Here is a 17,484-nt window from a genome sequence, read left to right on the forward strand (position 1 = left end):
GTCCCTACAAATGGACAAATAATTTTGAATAATTTATTTTTGGAGTTTCTTACGACTCAATCAACACAAGTTTACGAACCTGAGAATTATTTCCCTGAGTGCGGCGTGATGAAACGGCAGTGAGCAAAAACTTCCAAGACTTAGGAGAAAGTATAGAATAATCTATCATTGAAAGAAAACTCTTGAGATTTTTTTGCTTCAGTGCTACTAAAATCCAATGGAGTTTCAGGTAATTTTTTATATCCTCAAAGACGGGAATCTTTGAGCGATGTTGGTCATTTACCAAAGCGTAAATTTTTTCTTTCATCAAGATATTTGTCGCCAACCGCCGAGACAAAGAAAACTTTTGATTATAAGCACCAGGCCAGATAGTCCGGTAAGCAAGACACTGGTTGAAGAAAATAGCATCGCCAAACTGGGCAATCCGAATCCAGGAATCGATGTCATCACAATTAGCATCAAGTGTAGAGTCCCAACCACCAGTTTGTAAGAAAGCATCACGTTGGCAAGCTACTTGTACAGGCGTGCCAAAGGGTACAAGCTCTAAAAGCATACCGTAATGAATATCGGCTTGTGGGATATAAAAAGCTAAACCGGGGCCAACTTGCGGGGTGCGACTGAGTTCAACTTCATTACCATCCACCTGAGCCGCCACACAAGAGCAGATTACAGCATCGGGACGAAGTACGATCGCCTTAGCCATCTCTTCTATACAGTTGGGTGCTAAATAGTCATCATCATCTAAAAACTTAATCCAGTCGCCGCTAGCTTTGGCAACTCCAGCATTTACCGTTGCCGCATGACCAAGGTTCACCTCGTTACGATGGTAAACAACCTTGTCCCCTAAGCTTTTGAGATATATTTGGGTATCATCAGAAGAACAGTCGTCGGCAACAACCACCTCGCACTCGATTGTTTGGTTACGAGCCGAATCAATTGCTCTTTGCAGCAAATTCAAGCGATTATAGGTACTGATGACGACGCTAAATTTCATAAATTTCCCCAGTGGTGCAACGTTCTGCAATATAGCTTTGATCTCTTGGCTGTTGTATCAGTAAAATTATCAATGTCCAAATAGGTAGACTGAAATAGGATTATCGATTTATCATTGATGATCGTGAGATTTTTTTAAGCAGACAGAAAGACTATGAATGCTCAAGAGATTATCCGCTCTATTGAAGCGGAACAGATAAAATCGAATTTGCCCGACATTTATGTAGGCGACACCGTAAAAGTGGGAGTAAAAATCAAAGAAGGCGAAAAATACCGCGTACAACCCTACGAGGGAGTAGTAATTGCCAAGCGCAATGGTGGCATCAACGAAACTATTACAGTTCGTAAGGTTTTTCAAGGCGTGGGCGTTGAGCGGGTATTTCTGTTGCATTCTCCCCGGATTGACAGCATCAAGGTATTACGTCGCGGTAAAGTCCGCCGTGCTAAACTATATTATCTCCGCGATCGCGTAGGTAAGGCAACCCGGATCAAGCAACGGTTTGACCGCCCTTTGTGATTCGTCCTTCAATCATTATGGGAGAAATCTTAAGCGGCATCTGCCGCTGACTTGTTTTCCCAACGAAATTGAGGTATGATGAAAATCGCGTGTTGCGTTAAACTGAAATTTAGTTCAGCGCAATAACTGAATCAAAAACAGCTTGTGCGCTCTTAGTTCAGTTGGTAGAACGCAGGTCTCCAAAACCTGATGTCGGGGGTTCAAGTCCTCCAGGGCGCGCTCAAGAGCAAAAAAAAGCCCGAAATAATTACGCAACTGCTATATTAGCAGTTGGTGTTAATAATTTCGGGTAAACTTATTGAATTTGCAGTTGTTTTGCTTCCAGTTAAGTGAAATAGAGTCGAAACTGTAAACCTAGATGACCGAATTTTAGATTTGAGATTTTGGATATTAAGATTGATAAGAAATTTAAAATCGAGAAACCAAAATTTAAAATTAAGCTCCTTTGCCTTAAGGCACGGGGTAAATCTAAAATACCAAATCCAAAATTGAGTTACAAAGAGAGGAGAAACGGTCGTGGCCAAAAAAAGTGAAGCAGAATTGCCAGAACCTCCAAACGGGTTTAGCTTTGGTAACTTCATACAGGGAACCAAAGAAGAACTTGAAAAAGTAGTTTGGCCCAGTCGGCAACAAATAGTGAGCGAATCCGCCGCTGTGTTGTTAATGGTGGCACTCTCGGCATCTTTGATATACTTGGTCGATGGATTGTTTGCTTGGGCAGCTAAACAGGTGTTCTGATGACTTTTGCAACAGACGAACCGCGCAACTCAATGTTGCAGTCGGAGGAAACAGGAGAAACAGCAGAAGCAGCGTCAAAAGAAGCACGCTGGTATGCAGTGCAAGTAGCCTCAGGCTGTGAAAAGCGTGTAAAAACTAACTTAGAGCAACGCATTCAAACTTTTGATGTAGCCGACAAAATTGTCCAGGTAGAAATTCCGCAGACACCAGCGGTGAAAATCCGTAAAGATGGCAGTCGTCAGCATACAGAAGAGAAAGTTTTCCCTGGCTATGTGCTGGTGCGGATGATGATGGATGATGATACCTGGCAGGTGGTACGCAACACCTCTCATGTAATTAACTTTGTCGGTGCAGAACAAAAGCGTGGTAGCAGTAAAGGTCGCGGTCATGTCAACCCAATACCACTGAGTTCTTCAGAAGTCGAACGTATATTTAAACAAACCAGCGAACAAGAGCCGGTTGTCAAAATTGACATGGCTACTGGTGATAAGATAATGGTGCTTTCTGGCCCATTTAAAGATTTTGAAGGCGAAGTAATTGAAGTTTCTCCAGAACGGAGTAAACTTAAAGCTTTGCTCTCAATTTTCGGCAGGGATACACCAGTAGAATTGGAATTTAATCAGGTAGAGAAACAGAGTTAAATACAAATGGCGAAGAAAGTAGTGGCGGTCATTAAACTGGCCTTGAATGCTGGAAAAGCCAACCCAGCACCGCCAGTTGGGCCCGCCTTGGGTCAACATGGTGTCAACATCATGATGTTTTGTAAGGAGTACAACGCCAAAACAGCAGATCAAGCTGGAATGGTGATACCTGTAGAAATTTCGGTTTTTGAAGACCGGAGTTTTACATTTGTACTCAAGACGCCACCCGCATCAGTGCTGATTCGGAAGGCGGCGAAAGTTGAAAAAGGCTCGAATGAACCCAACAAAAAGAAGGTTGGGTCAATTAGCAAAGCCCAATTGCAAGAGATAGCCCAAACGAAACTCCCCGACCTCAATGCCAATGACATCGACGCGGCAATGAAGATTGTGGCAGGAACGGCTAAAAATATGGGTGTAACAATCACGGATTAGTCATTGGTCATTGGTCATTAGTCATTGGTCAGGAGAAAATAAACGACTGACAAAGGACAAAGGACAAATGACATAGACGCCTTAGCGGCTTCCCGCAGGGTAGGACAAATAACTAAAAATTATCGGGGGAGAGGCGAGGCTTCGGAATTACCCCAGGAGAACAAAATGCCAAAAATATCGCGTCGTTTGCAAGGACTGCAAGCAAAAGTAGAAGATAAGGACTATCATCCTTTAGAGGCTTTAGCTCTTCTTAAAGACACAGCAACAGCTAAATTTACCGAAGCTGCGGAAGCGCATATCCGGTTGGGAATTGACCCTAAGTATACAGACCAACAGTTGCGGACAACAGTAGCACTGCCCAAAGGTACAGGACAAATCGTCCGGGTAGCAGTGATAGCCAGAGGCGAAAAGGTAAACGAAGCAAGCAACGCTGGTGCTGATATAGTCGGATCAGAAGAACTGATTGACGAAATCCAGAAAGGTAGAATGGATTTTGACAAGCTGATTGCCACACCCGATGTAATGCCACAAGTGGCAAAACTGGGTAAGTTGCTTGGGCCGCGTGGTTTGATGCCATCGCCCAAGGGTGGAACCGTAACATTTGATTTAGCAGGTGCGATCGCAGAATTCAAAGCTGGTAAATTAGAATTCCGAGCTGACCGAACTGGTATTGTTCATGTTATGTTTGGTAAGTCAACTTTCTCGCCTGAAGATTTGTTAGTCAACCTGAAGGCATTGCAAGAGACGATCGACCGTAACCGTCCTTCAGGGGCTAAAGGTCGTTATTGGCGCACATTTTATGTGTCAGCCACAATGGGGCCATCAATTAAAATTGATGTCACCGCCCTACGAGATTTGAAACTGAGCGAAGCTGGTTAATTTTTAGTCATTAGTTCTTAGTCATTTGTAAAGGCAAAGGACAAAGGACTAATGACCAATGACAAAATTAAATAGGCAAAGCCGGAGACAGCAGGTGCTAAAAGCTTAAATATCCTGCCGAGGTTAAAACTCTAATAGTCAGAATTACCACCCTTAAAGGTGTGATAAGTATGGCATTAAGAGTCTTAATACTCAACCCCGGCTAAATTAGCTGGGGTTTGTTGTTTGGGTTCAGGTTTAGAAGAAACGTACAAATAGGGCACTTCACCGATTATTTTAAGGAGGTGAGATTGGAATGGGTAGAACACTAGAAAATAAAAAAGAGATAGTAGCTGACCTCAAAGAAACTTTGAGTGAGTCAACTCTGGCACTGGTAATAGAGTATCAGGGACTAACTGTTGCTGAAATTAGCGATTTACGGCGGCGGCTGCGTCCCAGTGGTACTGTTTGTAAGGTGACGAAGAACACCCTAATGGGCATTGCCATTAAAGATGATGAAAAATGGCAGCCTATGTCGGAATTGCTCAACGGTTCTTCCGCCTTTTTGCTCGTAAAAGAAGATTTTTCATCGGCAATTAAGGCATACCAAGAATTCCAAAAAGTCACCAAGAAAACAGAACTTCGTGGTGGTGTACTGGAAGGTCGCCTACTCAAAGAACCTGATGTCAAGGTACTGGGAGACTTGCCATCTAAGGAACAACTCATCGCCCAAATTGCCGGGGCTATCAACGCCTTGGCTACCAAGATTGCTGTGGGTATCAACGAAGTTCCTGGTTCACTGGCTCGTGCTTTGCAGGCTGTGTCTGACCAAGAGCAAAGTGGTGGTAGCACCGAAACAGTTGCTGTCGAAGATAGCAGCACCGAAACAGCTACTGAAGGCGATAGCAGCACCGAAACTGCTGCTGAATAGACTTCGTGGTTCATCAGTCAACAGTCATTAGCTTTTGACTAATGACTAATAATTAATCAAAATTACAGGAGTTATATCAATGTCTGCTGCAACCGATCAAATTTTAGAACAACTAAAAACCCTTTCTTTGTTGGAAGCTTCTGAGTTAGTCAAGCAAATTGAAGAAGCTTTTGGCGTGAGTGCAGCTGCACCCGTTGGCGGCATGATGATGATGCCTGGCGCTGGTGGTGCAGCTCCGGCTGAAGAAGCTGTTGAGCAAACCGAGTTTGAAGTGATTCTCGAATCAGTCCCAGCTGATAAGAAGATTGCCGTACTGAAGATTGTCCGGGAATTGACCGGTTTGGGTCTGAAAGAAGCGAAAGACTTGGTAGAAGCTGCGCCCAAAGCAGTTAAAGAAGGTCTTGCTAAGGATGCTGCTGAAGATGCTAAGAAGCGCATCGAAGAAGCTGGTGGTAAGGTGACTATTAAGTAGTCACAATTCTATTAGCATTTTTTTATTAATCGTGTGTAAAACCCCATCCGCTTGTCGGTGGGGATATAAGCACGGTTAAAAGGTGAAGTTAGATACCCTTTACTGATACTCATTACGAAATATTGCTCTAAGAGCAAAACGGTTAATTGTGAACCGTACTGTTTCTATCCTAGTCAACTTACCTGATAAAAGATTTTAAATCTGATGCAAAAACATGCATTAATATTTAATGCACATCTTGACTGGGCGATAGGGAAGAAAACGTTTAACAAAAACAAGGCACACAAAGATTTGTACGCCCTCTTAAGGTTACATATCTGAGTCTGCTTTCTGCGTTGTTGCAAACGGTGAGGGGCAACGCATTAGAGACTTCCAGTTAAAAAAATATCCAATTATAGGGGCGCAAGTCCTTGCGCCCCTACAAATCTAGAAAGAATTTGGGATAATTTATCTTTTATAAGTCCCTTTGAAGGAATCAAAGCAACTAAATTTAAGCGCATTCCCAGAAAGAAACTAACATCAGGATTGAGATACGACAAGCGCACAGTGATATTGCGTGGTTATCAATTAAACTTGTCTAGAGTAAATTGATAGTAATACTTGAATGATGAGCCAGTATCGCTTCAAACAGTCATTCTCTGGTGATTCCAGCTTAAGCAATAAGCTTTTTGACTTATTGGAAGTCACATTTCCCGGACTTAGCAGTTTAGCAGAATGTGCAAGAAAAATAGGTGCATCCTGGGAAACAGCTTCAACTCCGTTTATCCGCTTTCATGATGATATAGCTATTACTCATGTAGGAGTGTTAGAAATTCCCATGCAAATTATGGGACAAAGACTTACTGTCGGAGGAATTCATGCAGTAGCTACGCGTCTAGAATTTCGCAGGAGAGGGTATTATCGTGAAGTAATGGAGGAAGTGCTAGAATATTGCGATTGCTTTTATGAGACGCTGGTGCTGACGACATCACAACCAGAGTTTTACTTACCTTTTGGCTTTCGTGTTGTCAAAGAACACATCTTCAAAGTTAAATGTGGCTTTAGAGGTAGCACTGATAGCTTCAGAAGACTAGATTTTACAGATACCAGAGATTGCACATTGCTACACAGACTTTTGGAAACACGCGCTCCTGTCTCTAATATAGTTGGTGTAGTCAAGGAAAAACCTTTGTTCTGCGTCAATGAAGCAAGTCGTCCCTTATATTATGCAGAAGATTTAGATTTAATCGCCTGTATGGAGACAGAAAATACCCGACTTCATCTTTTTGATTTAGTTACAACGCAGATATGCCCTTTGAAGAATATTCTTGCTAGAATGCCTCAACTCATCGAAGAAGTGGTTATTTATTTTAGTCCAGAACTTCTTTCTGTCAAAGATGTGCAAACATTCGCCCATGCATTTGATGAAACTGTGCTGATGGTTCGCGGTAAATTTACAGCGGAAGGCGAGAAATTTATGCTGCCGCGTTCTGCAAGATGTTGAGTTCTACTATGTCTACTTGATTACTTATTGCAGATAGCGTCTTGATTCAGACGGATGTATTCTGACTTCTGAATTCTTCTTCAATGCGAAAATACTTAAACCGCCAAAAATTTAAGCCTCGGCTAATAATCGCTTACAAGTTTTGCAAGATAAGATGCAAGAGTATATTGATAATGACACGCAACTGGTTGGTTAATTAATAGAAAACAACGCCAAGCGTTTATTTATCGTCCTAATATTGCGGTTGAGGTATTAGATTACCCTAAAACACTGAACAAAGGAAGATGCTATAGATGTGAGGTATAAGAGTGAGTATAATGTATTACTAACCGAACAGTGCATAGTAAAAGCAACAATTATTGTTATGGATAATAATTACCCTTTTGATGAAGAACAAATTTGGTTTAATGATTATGCTGACGAAGAGGATGATTTTCAAATTGATGAATATGATTTAACCTCTACACCAAATGATTTTAATGTAATAACGATTTACAATTTTATGGAATCTGGTGCTGTTAAAATACCAGGGTTTCAAAGAAATTATGTTTGGGATATAAACAGAGCATCTAAGCTGATTGAATCAATAATTTTAGGTTTACCAATTCCACAAATTTTTCTATATGAAGAAGCAAGAAATAAGTTTTTAATTATTGACGGACAGCAGCGATTAATGTCTATATACTATTTCATTAAAGGTAGATTTCCTCTTAAGGAGAAACGTGTTGAACTAAGAAGAATATTTGAAAAAGATGGTTCTATTCCTGATAAAATTTTGAGCAACGAAAATTATTTTAGTAAGTTTGATCTAAGCCTTACACAAAAGCTTCCCGAACAGCCTAATAAATTTAAAGGACTTAATTACCACACTTTAGGTGACTACAAAACACAGTTTGAGCTTAGACCTATTCGGAACGTAATAGTTAAACAAAATTTCCCTAAAGATGATAGTTCTTCAATATATGAAATATTTAATCGTTTAAATTCTGGTGGTGTTAATTTGTATCCGCAAGAGATTAGAGCCAGCTTATATCATTCTCCTTTTTACGAAATGCTTAATCGTCTAAATATGGAAGAAGGATGGCGAAAATTATTACAAATGAATGAGCCAGATATTCACATGAAAGACGTTGAGCTTTTACTTCGGGGTTTTGCCATGCTGATTGATGGAGAAGACTATGCTCCTTCACTACCAAAATTTTTAAATAATTTTTCAAGAAGGAGTAGAAAAAACACTCAAGAGCAAAATGATTATCTTGAGAACTTGTTTAAATCATTTCTAAGGCAGTTTGAATCTTTGCCTGAAGATCCATTTATTGGAAAACGTAACAAACGCTTTCATATAGCACTTTTTGAAGCTGTATTTGCCAGTGTATGTAAACCAATATTTTTACAGCATGAGTTTTTAGATTCTCCTGTAGACATTAGTAAAATTAAGCAAATAGAAATCGATGGACAGTTTATAAAGGCTTCCTCAGAAGGCACAACAAAAAAGACAAATGTTGAAATTCGTTTAAAACGGGCTAAAGATATTTTAGGTATTCAAGGGTAGAAAAGTGCTAGAAGAAACAGGTGTTGATAGGCTCTATAAAGAGTTTAAAACTTTAATAGAATATATTGAACAAGGAAATGAAATATCACTCCGAAATACAGTAGATGAAAATTTTAGAAAAGCTTTACTTTTATCCGCAGCAAGTTATTTTGAACACCGTATAACTAATGACATTCTCGAATACATGGGTGAAATATCTAACAAAAACGAGCTTTTAGTTTCCTTTGTCAGTAATAAGGCTATAAGTAGACAATATCATACGTATTTCAATTGGAAAGATACAAATGCAAATAGTTTTTTTGGTTTATTTGGTGATATATTTTCAAATTTTATCAAACAAGAAGTTAAAAATAGCGAACATCTGAGTTCATCTATTAAGGCATTTCTTGAAATAGGACGCGAAAGAAATAGATTAGTTCATCAAGATTTTGGTACATTCTCTCTAGAAAAAACATCTGATGAAATCTATCTACTTTACAAAGATGCTCTAGTATTTGTGAATGTTTTACCTGATAAACTTCGCCAATGCTTACAAAAAAATGAAGCCGAAAAAATCGGGACTGAGATTTATTTCTCAGTCCCGATAAAAAAGCGGGCTAACCGCTATTTATATGGTTAACCCGTGCAGCTTTGGGAACGCGCAGAGAAATTGTTATTGCAATACCAACTTCACATTGGCGTTTTGCAGACCGCGCTGTTTTACTTCAGCCAAAGTTTTGTTAACGGCATACTTTTGGTTGATTGAGTTGATCAACTCGGTTTGGTTGTGCTTCTTAGCAACGCCCCACAGGTCAGCAATTAGGTCAAAAGAACCATCGCTGTTGCGAGACCAGCCGAGGTCATATTCGCCATCTAACATAGCAACGATGTCAGAACGGACGCGCTGACCGTTATAACCACGGACATCAGCTTCAGTCTTTACGCTGATACCGAGGTCGCGCAAAGAAGCTTTGAGGATTTCGGCATCGGTGATCTTGGTACGCAGGGTGCTAAAGTGAGACATTTGGGTTTCCTCCAATGAGAAGATTGAGAAAAACGACAACGGTTTGTTTCGGGCGAAGCCGCTCTTAGCAGGATGCGGCTTTTTTTTATAACTGCTAGCATTCAGAGCTAGCCTTTCCCCCTGGGATGGCAGAGGAAAGCTTTTAGAACTCCATTCGCTGATATTCAGCTACGGAGGATGCTGCGGGGCGTGCGCGCTGTCTGGCCCAATCTCTCAGAGCCGTTACTTGTTCTTGCATCGTTCGAGACAGCGGCAATGTTGCCTTCAGTGCAGCAATAATATCTAGTTGGGTGAACTCCCGATCTTGGGCAAAAGCTTCATACATTGCCGCAACAATCGCTTGCTCAATTTCTGCCCCAGAAAAACCATCAGACATCTTGGCTAGTTGCTCAAGATCGAATCGAGAGATGTCTTCACGGCGCTTGGTCAGATGAATATTAAAAATGTGTTGCCGTTCTTCCGGTGTTGGCAGATCGACAAAGAAAATTTCGTCAAAGCGTCCTTTCCTCAAGAACTCCCCAGGTAAGCGTTCTACTCTGTTGGCAGTTGCCATTACGAACACTGGTGATTTCTTATCTTGCATCCATGTTAGGAAAGAGCCGAAGATTCTACTTGAAGTCCCCCCATCCGAATCGGAAGAACCTCCACTACCAGCAAAGGATTTATCCAATTCATCGATAAACAAAATCGCTGGGGAAATAGATTCTGCTGTTTTCAGGGCGTTCCGCAAGTTTGCTTCACTTCGTCCCACCATTGAGCCGTCGTAAACTCGCCCCATATCCAACCGCAACAGTGGTAAACCCCACAGTCGGGAAGTAGTTTTGGCAATTAATGACTTACCGCAACCGGGAACACCTAAAATCAACATCCCCTTTGGTTGAGGCAAACCATACTCTCTCGCTCTTTCTGTGAAAGCGTTAGAGCGTTGCTTGAGCCATCTTTTTAACTCTTCTAAGCCACCTACAGCATCAATGGTTTCATCTTCTTCAATGTACTCTAAGATTCCATTACGCCGAATTAGTTGCTTTTTCTCAGATAAAACGATATCTACTTCATCTTCCGTCAAACGCCCTGTAGTTACCTGTGCCTTACGGTAGACTTTTTCAGCTTCATCTTTAGTTAGACCTAAAGCTGCTCTCAAAAGCTTTTCTCTGGCTTCTGTTGTCAACCGCCGACCACGGTTTTGGTCTACATGATGAGTTAGTACTTTATTCAACTCTGCCATATCTGGCAGGGTAAAATCGATAACAACAACTTCTTTTTCTAACTCTATAGGCACTTGTTGCATTGGAGACATCAAAATGATGTTCTTTTGCGTACCTTTAAAGCTAGCGATCGCATCACGTAACGATCTATTTGTTGCAGGCGCATCAATAAAGGGGTGTAAATCTTTAAGAATAAATATACTGGGTTCTTTCTGGCGGATTATCCACTCTATCGCCGCCTCTGGAGACACGGTGTTGTGCTGGGTGACATTCCGGGGTTGACCATACTCCACAATACCATGCGTTACTGTCCAAACAAATACTCGGCGCTGGGGCTTTAACGACTGGGCGATGGTAGAAACTGCTAGCTCGGCCCGCTCTTCCTCGGAGGTCACAAGGTAGATTAAAGGGTATTGAGCTTGAATTAGGATATTGAGCTCTTCTTTCATACTTCGACCTACTTGAGACCTTATAGAGACAGTAGAGACATTGCTTCTGGTAAAGACAACCGAATCATGAATAATTCATAATTCCAATCCATTTAGCAAGGAACTAACTCTTCCTCGCCCTTGGGATGGGTTTCATCTTCATCCATTTCATCAATAGAAAGATGTTGTTGACCGACTACTCCTGGTTGATTGCCCAAAGTAACCAGTTCCCCATCACGTAAGACTAATGAGCTATCACAAGTTGGGCATGAATAAACTCTATGAGTCCGCCCATAAGAAGAGTCTTCTAACTCGTCAACCAATTCTTGATTAGACAGGTAAAAACCAAGGGCACGTTCGGCAAGTTCTGACATTGGTTCGGAATCTACTGCTGAACGAATCTTCAGTTTTCTGTGCAACTCTGGCGATAAATACAAAGTGACCTTTTGCTTAGTTTGCGTTTGCATATAACTCTTTAACGGTCTTACCCGGGTATGTATATCAAGGTATCGGTTCTTTTCTAGCTTGTCAAGACAGCAAAACGTTTTGGCGCTAATTTTGTTACATTTATTTACATTAAAGGCGGAAATGCTGTTTATTAAGTAGCCATTATCAACTGCTTACACTAGAAAATTTGATAGGTTGTGGCTCGTAGTCATTGCCCAACAATGGGACGATAAATTATTAGATAAGCTATTTGTAAAGCTGTATGTGTAAAGAAATAAGTCCAACTGAACAAAATAAAGATATTGTTCTTCAGTTCTATGGAGCTTTCGACAGGCGGAATATTAGCGAAGCCTTTGCGCTTCTGGCTCCCAATTTTGTCGCTCACATGGCTGGCACATCTGCTCCTCTTGACAGTGAAGGTTTTGAACAGTTCGGTATGGCTTTCTACTTAGCCTTTACGAATGGTCAACATAAATTTGACCAGGTGCTTGTTGAAGGAGATAAAGTCGTTACTTGTGGAACATTTACAGCTACGCATCTTGGTGACTTCCAAGGTCTTCCTTCAACAGGTAAGCAAATTAAGTTATCAATCATGCATATTGATCGCGTTGAAAACAGCAAAATTGTAGAGCATTGGGGACAAGGAGATGCCCTTGGATTAATGCAACAGTTGGGTATTGTCTTTTTACCAGGGCCGGCGCTTTTGCCACATATCCTTAAAAGTCTTTTATCAAAGCTGTTTAAAAAGCCAACAGGAATTAATAACTTGGGTGTGTGATCTTCTGGTTAAGAGAGCAGCCAAGGTTTTTACCAGAACGTGAATTAGCGATCGCTAATTTAATGATTGCCTGAGTTGGCTGATTTTTTAACTATCTGGAGCGTAAGCGGATTAAAGTTGAACACCTTTCCGGTTGTAAACAACTGATATCCACAAGATATGCCAGCAAATGACACCAGCATAGAAAAAAGGGACACAGAACCCATTACAACACCATTGGCGATGAATAGAGCAATTCCTATGCCAATCAACACCCATCCCAGTTTCCGATTATCGCGCCCACCCCAATTTAGAGCTACTACACCTCCAATACACAGCAAAATTCCAGGTGTACTGCGTAAATAGACACTTACATAAATACTTGTACTTAAAAATGTAACGCCTGCTAGGATTAGCCCTAAGCCAATGAGCTTGCTGGCAAGGATTACTTGCTCCTCTTCTTTGCCGATGGTAGGCGCTGTAATTTTTGTGGGCGCGGAGTTTAGCGGAGGATTTGTTGCGGCAGATGCAGAGTGCAGCTGCACCCTAAACATGAAAGTTATTTTGTCTCCCTGCCCAAGGGAAATTCTATCTCCTGTATGTAGTGGGAAAAAAACTTGAGGTTGAAGTTTCGCACCGTTAATGTATGTGCCATTAGAACTGCCCAAATCGGTGATATGGTATTCATCCCCATTTATCCAAATTTGCGCGTGGATGCGAGATGCCACATCCGAATTTGGTAAGCCAGAAATATCAATATCTGGTGGTTTTTGGTCGTTTGGCTTACCGATGCAAATTACAGAAAGATTTGCTGGAAATTGCAAAGATGTGTTGGTTTGGAAGTGAAAAAGCTCCAAAGTTAGCTCGGCTGTCTGAGATACACTGTACATAAATTGTCTTATAAAGCACTGTTTATAAGTTTCTCTACTGAGAACTCAAAAGAGAATGGTAAATATCCTGAATATTATTGAATTTTTAATTAGCCCTCTTGTGGTGCTGTTTCTTCAGCAGTTTACGGATTCGAGAATAGCTAGTAAATTGGCGAAGGTATTGATCTGAGTTTCTGGTACTTCAATACAATCAGTGACTTTGGCAAAATGTGTAATGTAAATGGCTACTGCTAATAAAATCTGTAGTTGGGGGCGAAGAATTTATCGGTTTACCGCCAGCGTTAGCGGAGTTATTGCCCTGTTAATAATTTTGTGGGGTTGTACTGCAAATGATTTTAACGCTGGAGCGATCGCCTGGAAAACTTATAGCAACTCCCGTTATGGCTTTGAATTTCCATATCCGAGTAACTGGACTTCTTTAGCAGCACCAGCAAATGCTGATGGAATTGCGTTTTTTTCACCACAGGATAACTCAGTGGAAATTCGGGGATGGGCAAGTAAGCAGTTACCAAATTCGATTGTTACAAATCAAGAATCTGTGAAAAAGATAAAACCCAACTTTCAAACCGCCCAAGGAGTGTCTGGGATGCTGGTTGTAGAAGTTGATCAACAAGTAGGTTCAATGACACTGACACTAACTCAGAGTCAAGTGAAATACAACTGGCAAGGACGAAGCAAGAGCCAAGAATTTCAAGATTACTATCGTTTCTTTTATTACATTGCCCAACAGTATCGCATTCCGAAGCCCTGAGTTAGGAGTTAGGAGTGAAGAGTGAAGAGTTAGAATAATTCCGTTTATTTTCCACCATTTTCCCCTGCTCTCTGCTCCCAAAATTTACATCTCTCCCAGAATGATGATTGAGAGGGGACAGAAACCTGATAGATTTAGCTATCAGCGAGTAAAAACTGGTGAAGATGAAAGTCCTGGTTATTGGTGGTGATGGATATTGCGGTTGGGCAACTGCTCTTTACCTTTCCAATCGAGGTTATGAAGTTGGAATTTTAGATAGTTTGGTGCGGCGGCATTGGGATAATGAACTTGGTGTCGAAACTCTCACTCCGATCGCACTAATTCAACAACGTCTCCAGCGCTGGCAAGATTTGACGGGTAAATCGATCGACTTATTCATCGGCGATATTACAAATTACGAATTTCTCCATAAAACATTACAGCAATTTCAGCCAAATGCTCTGGTGCATTTTGGTGAACAGCGTTCGGCCCCATTTTCCATGATTGACCGAGAACATGCAGTTGTTACCCAGGTCAATAATGTAGTTGGTACGTTGAACTTGCTGTACGCCATGCGGGAAGATTTCCCCGACTGTCATTTGGTGAAGCTGGGGACGATGGGCGAATACGGTACACCCAACATCGACATCGAAGAAGGGTATATCACCATTGAACATAATGGACGCAAGGATACCCTACCTTATCCCAAGCAGCCCGGTTCGATGTACCATTTAAGCAAAGTCCATGATAGTCATAACATCCACTTTGCTTGCCGGATTTGGGGATTGCGGGCAACTGATTTAAATCAGGGTGTAGTTTATGGCGTCTTAACCGAAGAAACGGGGATGGACGAACTATTGATTAATCGGCTGGATTACGATGGTGTGTTTGGTACTGCACTAAACCGCTTTTGTATTCAAGCAGCGATCGGACACCCCTTAACTGTCTACGGTAAAGGTGGACAAACTCGCGGATTTTTGGATATTCGGGATACAGTCAGATGTGTGGAATTAGCGATCGCTAACCCTGCTGAAGCTGGTGAATTCCGCGTATTTAACCAATTTACCGAACAATTCAGCGTCGGCGACTTGGCATTGATGGTGAAAAAAGCTGGTAACGCTATGGGATTGAATGTAGAAATCAATCACCTAGATAATCCCAGAGTCGAGAAAGAAGAACATTACTTCAACGCTAAAAACACTAAATTGCTCGATTTAGGTTTACAGCCTCACTTGCTTTCTGATTCTTTACTCGATTCTCTGTTAAACTTTGCCATCAAGTATCAGACGCGAGTCGATAAAAAACAAATTCTGCCCAAAGTCTCTTGGCACAGAAGTTAGGGCGATATGAGGCGTGACATCCGACACCCTTAGTCTTTTCTCATTCCCATGCTCCCTATGGGAATGAGAGAAAAACTAAGTTCTAGAGCGCCATAACCATAATCAAGCAGGGATTGCTAGACCAAATGCTTGTAAATTCTTCAAGAGGTCGAAATCCTACCTGAAGATAGAATTTCCTGGTGTTATCAAAGAAAGAATCAGGGCAAGATAATCCAAGAGTTTTTACTTGGAGAAATTCTAAGCCTCTGTTTCGACAGTACTTAACTGAGTGTTCAACGAGAGCCTTTCCAATGCCCTGACGATGATATTCGGGCGCAACACCCATAACGTAAATCTCTCCACTAAACTCATTATGTTCCTTAAGTGAAAGGAATCCTATAATGGCATCTGTCTGAGTCACAGCAGCAAATAGGGGGAGTTCATTGACCTGATGGCAGTACTCTACAATCCCTGACTCAGTACCGAACCAATTAGGCAGCAAGCGCAAAATGCCTTCAGCGATTTCGCCTTTACAATTAGTAATTTCTTGAATGGAGAATTTCACAGCAGAATTGATTACAGCACAGGAGATAGTTTACTCTGTGTTTGATACCGAAACACAAGCAAAGCTGAGATTATCTGCCTGGACTGAATAGTTTTATATGAGAATTGCCCTATTTACCGAAACCTTTTTACCCAAGGTTGACGGCATTGTAACGCGCCTGCGCCATACTGTTGACCATTTACAGCGCAGTGGTAATCAAGTGCTGGTAATTGCCCCTGATGGAGGCATCACTGAACACAAAGGCGCTAAAGTTTACGGCGTTACTGGCTTTCCTCTGCCATTGTATCCAGAATTGAAAATGGCACTTCCCCGCCCAGCCATTGGGTACGCCTTAGAAGAGTTCAAGCCAGATATTATTCATGTCGTGAATCCAGCAGTTTTAGGTTTGTCTGGGATATTTTACAGCAAAATCCTCAAAATCCCCTTAGTAGCGTCTTATCACACGCATTTACCCCAATATCTCCAGCATTACGGCTTGGCGATGCTGGAGGGTTTTCTTTGGGAACTGCTGAAAGGCGCTCATAATCAAGCAGCTTTAAATCTGTGTACTTCCACAGCAATGGTGGAGGAGCTGACAGCACATGGTATTGAACGTGTAGATTTATGGCAGCGTGGGGTGGATACGGAATTATTTCACCCCGATTTAGCTAGTCTAGAGATGCGATCGCGCCTATCAAAAAATCATCCAGAAAGTCCATTGCTACTCTACGTGGGGCGGCTTTCTGCTGAAAAAGAAATTGAGCGCATCAAACCAATTTTAGAAGCAATTCCCGAAGCGCGGTTAGCATTGGTTGGGGATGGCCCTCACCGTGAAGCATTGCAAAAACACTTTGCTGGCACAAACACTTATTTTGTTGGGTATCTTATGGGGCAAGAGTTAGGTTCTGCCTTTGCGAGTGCTGATGCCTTTATCTTTCCTTCTCGTACAGAGACACTAGGCTTAGTACTACTAGAAGCAATGGCAGCTGGCTGTCCAGTAGTAGCAGCCCGTTCCGGGGGGATTCCTGATATTGTCACAGATGGAGTAAATGGATATCTTTTTGAGCCAACAGCAGATGTTCAAGGAGCGTTCGCCCCTGGCGTTGGCGGAGCCATCGCTGCTACTGTTCGCCTCTTAGAACAAAAACAACAACGAGACATCATCCGTCAAAATGCTCGCCAGGAGGCAGAAAGTTGGGGTTGGCCATCTGCTACCAGACAGCTAGTAGATTACTATCAAAAGGTAATATTTTCTGAAAAATTGGCAAAATCAGGGAGTAGGGAGTAGGGAGTAGGGGAGGCAGAGGAGCAGGGGAAGAAGAACTATTATTGACCCATGCTCCATGCCCAAAATCTAAAATTTAAAATTCCCGTGATCGAAACAGACTCATGATACAGAGCAAGTAAATTTATTTATGGAGAAGAAAAAAATGTATGTAGTAATGCACTGCGCGTTCGCCCTTGGTGTTTCGTAGAGAGAAATACGGTGTCCGTTGACTTGCCCCTAAATTTATTTATGGTTACTGAGCGTAGCCGAAGTATGG

General features: G+C 41.7%; 20 protein-coding genes, 1 tRNA gene and 1 other annotated feature. Of the genes, 15 read left to right on the forward strand and 6 right to left on the reverse strand.

The genetic code is table 11. The features are described 5' to 3' along the window. Positions 1 to 49: 49 nt before the first annotated feature. Positions 50 to 994 carry a glycosyltransferase family 2 protein gene (locus tag H6G97_RS11840; RefSeq protein ID WP_190940804.1) on the reverse strand — a complete coding sequence of 315 codons (945 nt, stop codon included), beginning with the start codon at positions 992 to 994 and terminating at the stop codon, positions 50 to 52. A gap of 153 nt (positions 995 to 1,147) precedes the next feature. Here H6G97_RS11840 and rplS point away from each other — a divergent pair, with 153 nt between their 5' ends. The 11 genes from rplS (at position 1,148) to H6G97_RS11895 (ending at position 9,236) form a co-directional block, all read left to right on the forward strand. Further along, complete coding sequence (gene rplS, locus H6G97_RS11845; RefSeq protein ID WP_094348921.1) at positions 1,148 to 1,510, forward strand: 50S ribosomal protein L19; 363 nt, start codon at positions 1,148 to 1,150, stop codon at positions 1,508 to 1,510. Between the two features lie 146 nt (positions 1,511 to 1,656). Continuing rightward, positions 1,657 to 1,729, forward strand: a tRNA-Trp gene (locus H6G97_RS11850). Between the two features lie 297 nt (positions 1,730 to 2,026). After that, entirely contained in the window at positions 2,027 to 2,248 is a 222-nt protein-coding gene (gene secE / locus H6G97_RS11855; protein ID WP_190940805.1) for a preprotein translocase subunit SecE, read from the forward strand. Beyond that, positions 2,248 to 2,889 carry a transcription termination/antitermination protein NusG gene (gene nusG / locus H6G97_RS11860; protein ID WP_190940806.1) on the forward strand — a complete coding sequence of 214 codons (642 nt, stop codon included), beginning with the start codon at positions 2,248 to 2,250 and terminating at the stop codon, positions 2,887 to 2,889. The genes secE and nusG overlap by 1 nt, the downstream gene beginning before the upstream one ends. Positions 2,890 to 2,895: 6 nt before the next feature. After that, a complete protein-coding gene (gene rplK, locus H6G97_RS11865; RefSeq protein ID WP_100898684.1) occupies positions 2,896 to 3,321 on the forward strand; it encodes a 50S ribosomal protein L11 in 426 nt (141 codons plus the stop codon). 165 nt (positions 3,322 to 3,486) lie between these two features. Beyond that, entirely contained in the window at positions 3,487 to 4,200 is a 714-nt protein-coding gene (gene rplA, locus H6G97_RS11870; RefSeq protein WP_190940807.1) for a 50S ribosomal protein L1, read from the forward strand. A gap of 63 nt (positions 4,201 to 4,263) precedes the next feature. Continuing rightward, positions 4,264 to 4,432 (forward strand) — a sequence feature (ribosomal protein L10 leader region). Positions 4,433 to 4,495: 63 nt separating this feature from the next. Beyond that, positions 4,496 to 5,110: a 50S ribosomal protein L10 gene (gene rplJ / locus H6G97_RS11875; protein WP_190940808.1), complete on the forward strand. Its 615-nt coding sequence runs from the start codon at positions 4,496 to 4,498 to the stop codon at positions 5,108 to 5,110. 79 nt (positions 5,111 to 5,189) lie between these two features. Continuing rightward, entirely contained in the window at positions 5,190 to 5,582 is a 393-nt protein-coding gene (gene rplL, locus H6G97_RS11880; protein WP_190940809.1) for a 50S ribosomal protein L7/L12, read from the forward strand. Between the two features lie 604 nt (positions 5,583 to 6,186). Further along, positions 6,187 to 7,065, forward strand: a complete 879-nt coding sequence (locus tag H6G97_RS11885; protein WP_242054904.1) for a GNAT family N-acetyltransferase — start codon at positions 6,187 to 6,189, stop codon at positions 7,063 to 7,065. Positions 7,066 to 7,429: 364 nt separating this feature from the next. Next, positions 7,430 to 8,617, forward strand: coding sequence for a GmrSD restriction endonuclease domain-containing protein (locus tag H6G97_RS11890; RefSeq protein WP_190940810.1), 1,188 nt, complete (start codon positions 7,430 to 7,432; stop codon positions 8,615 to 8,617). 4 nt (positions 8,618 to 8,621) lie between these two features. Next, positions 8,622 to 9,236, forward strand: coding sequence for a HEPN domain-containing protein (locus H6G97_RS11895; RefSeq protein ID WP_190940811.1), 615 nt, complete (start codon positions 8,622 to 8,624; stop codon positions 9,234 to 9,236). Between the two features lie 33 nt (positions 9,237 to 9,269). Here the strand turns inward: H6G97_RS11895 and H6G97_RS11900 are convergent, their stop codons facing one another. The 3 genes from H6G97_RS11900 to H6G97_RS11910 form a co-directional block, all read right to left on the reverse strand. Further along, the gene (locus tag H6G97_RS11900) at positions 9,270 to 9,620 is read right to left on the reverse strand and encodes a DUF1257 domain-containing protein (RefSeq protein WP_012407317.1); all 351 of its coding nucleotides are present in this window, start codon (positions 9,618 to 9,620) and stop codon (positions 9,270 to 9,272) included. Between the two features lie 142 nt (positions 9,621 to 9,762). Further along, positions 9,763 to 11,274, reverse strand: a complete 1,512-nt coding sequence (gene ycf46 / locus H6G97_RS11905; RefSeq protein ID WP_190940812.1) for a stress-responsive protein Ycf46 — start codon at positions 11,272 to 11,274, stop codon at positions 9,763 to 9,765. A gap of 92 nt (positions 11,275 to 11,366) precedes the next feature. Beyond that, on the reverse strand, positions 11,367 to 11,720 hold the full coding sequence (locus H6G97_RS11910; RefSeq protein ID WP_190940813.1) for a slr0373 family blue light stress response protein: 354 nt from the start codon (positions 11,718 to 11,720) through the stop codon (positions 11,367 to 11,369). A gap of 242 nt (positions 11,721 to 11,962) precedes the next feature. Between H6G97_RS11910 and H6G97_RS11915 the strand changes: the two genes are divergently transcribed. Next, positions 11,963 to 12,478: an ester cyclase gene (locus H6G97_RS11915; protein WP_190940814.1), complete on the forward strand. Its 516-nt coding sequence runs from the start codon at positions 11,963 to 11,965 to the stop codon at positions 12,476 to 12,478. A 59-nt stretch (positions 12,479 to 12,537) separates the two neighbouring features. Here H6G97_RS11915 and H6G97_RS11920 read toward each other — a convergent pair whose 3' ends face one another. Next, positions 12,538 to 13,347: an FHA domain-containing protein gene (locus tag H6G97_RS11920; RefSeq protein WP_190940815.1), complete on the reverse strand. Its 810-nt coding sequence runs from the start codon at positions 13,345 to 13,347 to the stop codon at positions 12,538 to 12,540. A 220-nt stretch (positions 13,348 to 13,567) separates the two neighbouring features. On the opposite strand from H6G97_RS11920, the gene H6G97_RS11925 reads away from it, so the two are divergent. Together H6G97_RS11925 and H6G97_RS11930 are read left to right on the forward strand one after the other, a co-directional pair. Next, positions 13,568 to 14,098 carry a hypothetical protein gene (locus H6G97_RS11925; RefSeq protein ID WP_190940816.1) on the forward strand — a complete coding sequence of 177 codons (531 nt, stop codon included), beginning with the start codon at positions 13,568 to 13,570 and terminating at the stop codon, positions 14,096 to 14,098. Between the two features lie 164 nt (positions 14,099 to 14,262). Further along, entirely contained in the window at positions 14,263 to 15,417 is a 1,155-nt protein-coding gene (locus H6G97_RS11930) for an NAD-dependent epimerase/dehydratase family protein (RefSeq protein ID WP_190940817.1), read from the forward strand. 82 nt (positions 15,418 to 15,499) lie between these two features. On the opposite strand, the gene H6G97_RS11935 is transcribed toward H6G97_RS11930, so the two are convergent. Beyond that, positions 15,500 to 15,961: a GNAT family N-acetyltransferase gene (locus H6G97_RS11935; RefSeq protein ID WP_190940818.1), complete on the reverse strand. Its 462-nt coding sequence runs from the start codon at positions 15,959 to 15,961 to the stop codon at positions 15,500 to 15,502. A gap of 97 nt (positions 15,962 to 16,058) precedes the next feature. Here H6G97_RS11935 and H6G97_RS11940 point away from each other — a divergent pair, with 97 nt between their 5' ends. Next, the gene (locus tag H6G97_RS11940; RefSeq protein WP_190940819.1) at positions 16,059 to 17,228 is read left to right on the forward strand and encodes a glycosyltransferase family 4 protein; all 1,170 of its coding nucleotides are present in this window, start codon (positions 16,059 to 16,061) and stop codon (positions 17,226 to 17,228) included. Positions 17,229 to 17,484 lie beyond the last annotated feature (256 nt).

The sequence above is a fragment of the Nostoc flagelliforme FACHB-838 genome, assembly GCF_014698065.1.
GTDB lineage: Bacteria > Cyanobacteriota > Cyanobacteriia > Cyanobacteriales > Nostocaceae > Nostoc > Nostoc flagelliforme_B.

Bases quoted from the DNA above. Each gene is read 5' to 3' on its own strand.
- H6G97_RS11840 (WP_190940804.1), bottom strand. From the start codon at position 994: ATGAAATTTAGCGTCGTCATCAGTACCTATAATCGCTTGAATTTGCTG.
- rplS (WP_094348921.1), top strand. From the start codon at position 1,148: ATGAATGCTCAAGAGATTATCCGCTCTATTGAAGCGGAACAGATAAAA.
- nusG (WP_190940806.1), top strand. From the start codon at position 2,248: ATGACTTTTGCAACAGACGAACCGCGCAACTCAATGTTGCAGTCGGAG.
- rplK (WP_100898684.1), top strand. From the start codon at position 2,896: ATGGCGAAGAAAGTAGTGGCGGTCATTAAACTGGCCTTGAATGCTGGA.
- rplA (WP_190940807.1), top strand. From the start codon at position 3,487: ATGCCAAAAATATCGCGTCGTTTGCAAGGACTGCAAGCAAAAGTAGAA.
- rplJ (WP_190940808.1), top strand. From the start codon at position 4,496: ATGGGTAGAACACTAGAAAATAAAAAAGAGATAGTAGCTGACCTCAAA.
- rplL (WP_190940809.1), top strand. From the start codon at position 5,190: ATGTCTGCTGCAACCGATCAAATTTTAGAACAACTAAAAACCCTTTCT.
- H6G97_RS11885 (WP_242054904.1), top strand. From the start codon at position 6,187: ATGATGAGCCAGTATCGCTTCAAACAGTCATTCTCTGGTGATTCCAGC.
- H6G97_RS11890 (WP_190940810.1), top strand. From the start codon at position 7,430: ATGGATAATAATTACCCTTTTGATGAAGAACAAATTTGGTTTAATGAT.
- H6G97_RS11900 (WP_012407317.1), bottom strand. From the start codon at position 9,620: ATGTCTCACTTTAGCACCCTGCGTACCAAGATCACCGATGCCGAAATC.
- ycf46 (WP_190940812.1), bottom strand. From the start codon at position 11,274: ATGAAAGAAGAGCTCAATATCCTAATTCAAGCTCAATACCCTTTAATC.
- H6G97_RS11910 (WP_190940813.1), bottom strand. From the start codon at position 11,720: ATGCAAACGCAAACTAAGCAAAAGGTCACTTTGTATTTATCGCCAGAG.
- H6G97_RS11915 (WP_190940814.1), top strand. From the start codon at position 11,963: ATGTGTAAAGAAATAAGTCCAACTGAACAAAATAAAGATATTGTTCTT.
- H6G97_RS11920 (WP_190940815.1), bottom strand. From the start codon at position 13,347: ATGTACAGTGTATCTCAGACAGCCGAGCTAACTTTGGAGCTTTTTCAC.
- H6G97_RS11925 (WP_190940816.1), top strand. From the start codon at position 13,568: ATGGCTACTGCTAATAAAATCTGTAGTTGGGGGCGAAGAATTTATCGG.
- H6G97_RS11930 (WP_190940817.1), top strand. From the start codon at position 14,263: ATGAAAGTCCTGGTTATTGGTGGTGATGGATATTGCGGTTGGGCAACT.
- H6G97_RS11940 (WP_190940819.1), top strand. From the start codon at position 16,059: ATGAGAATTGCCCTATTTACCGAAACCTTTTTACCCAAGGTTGACGGC.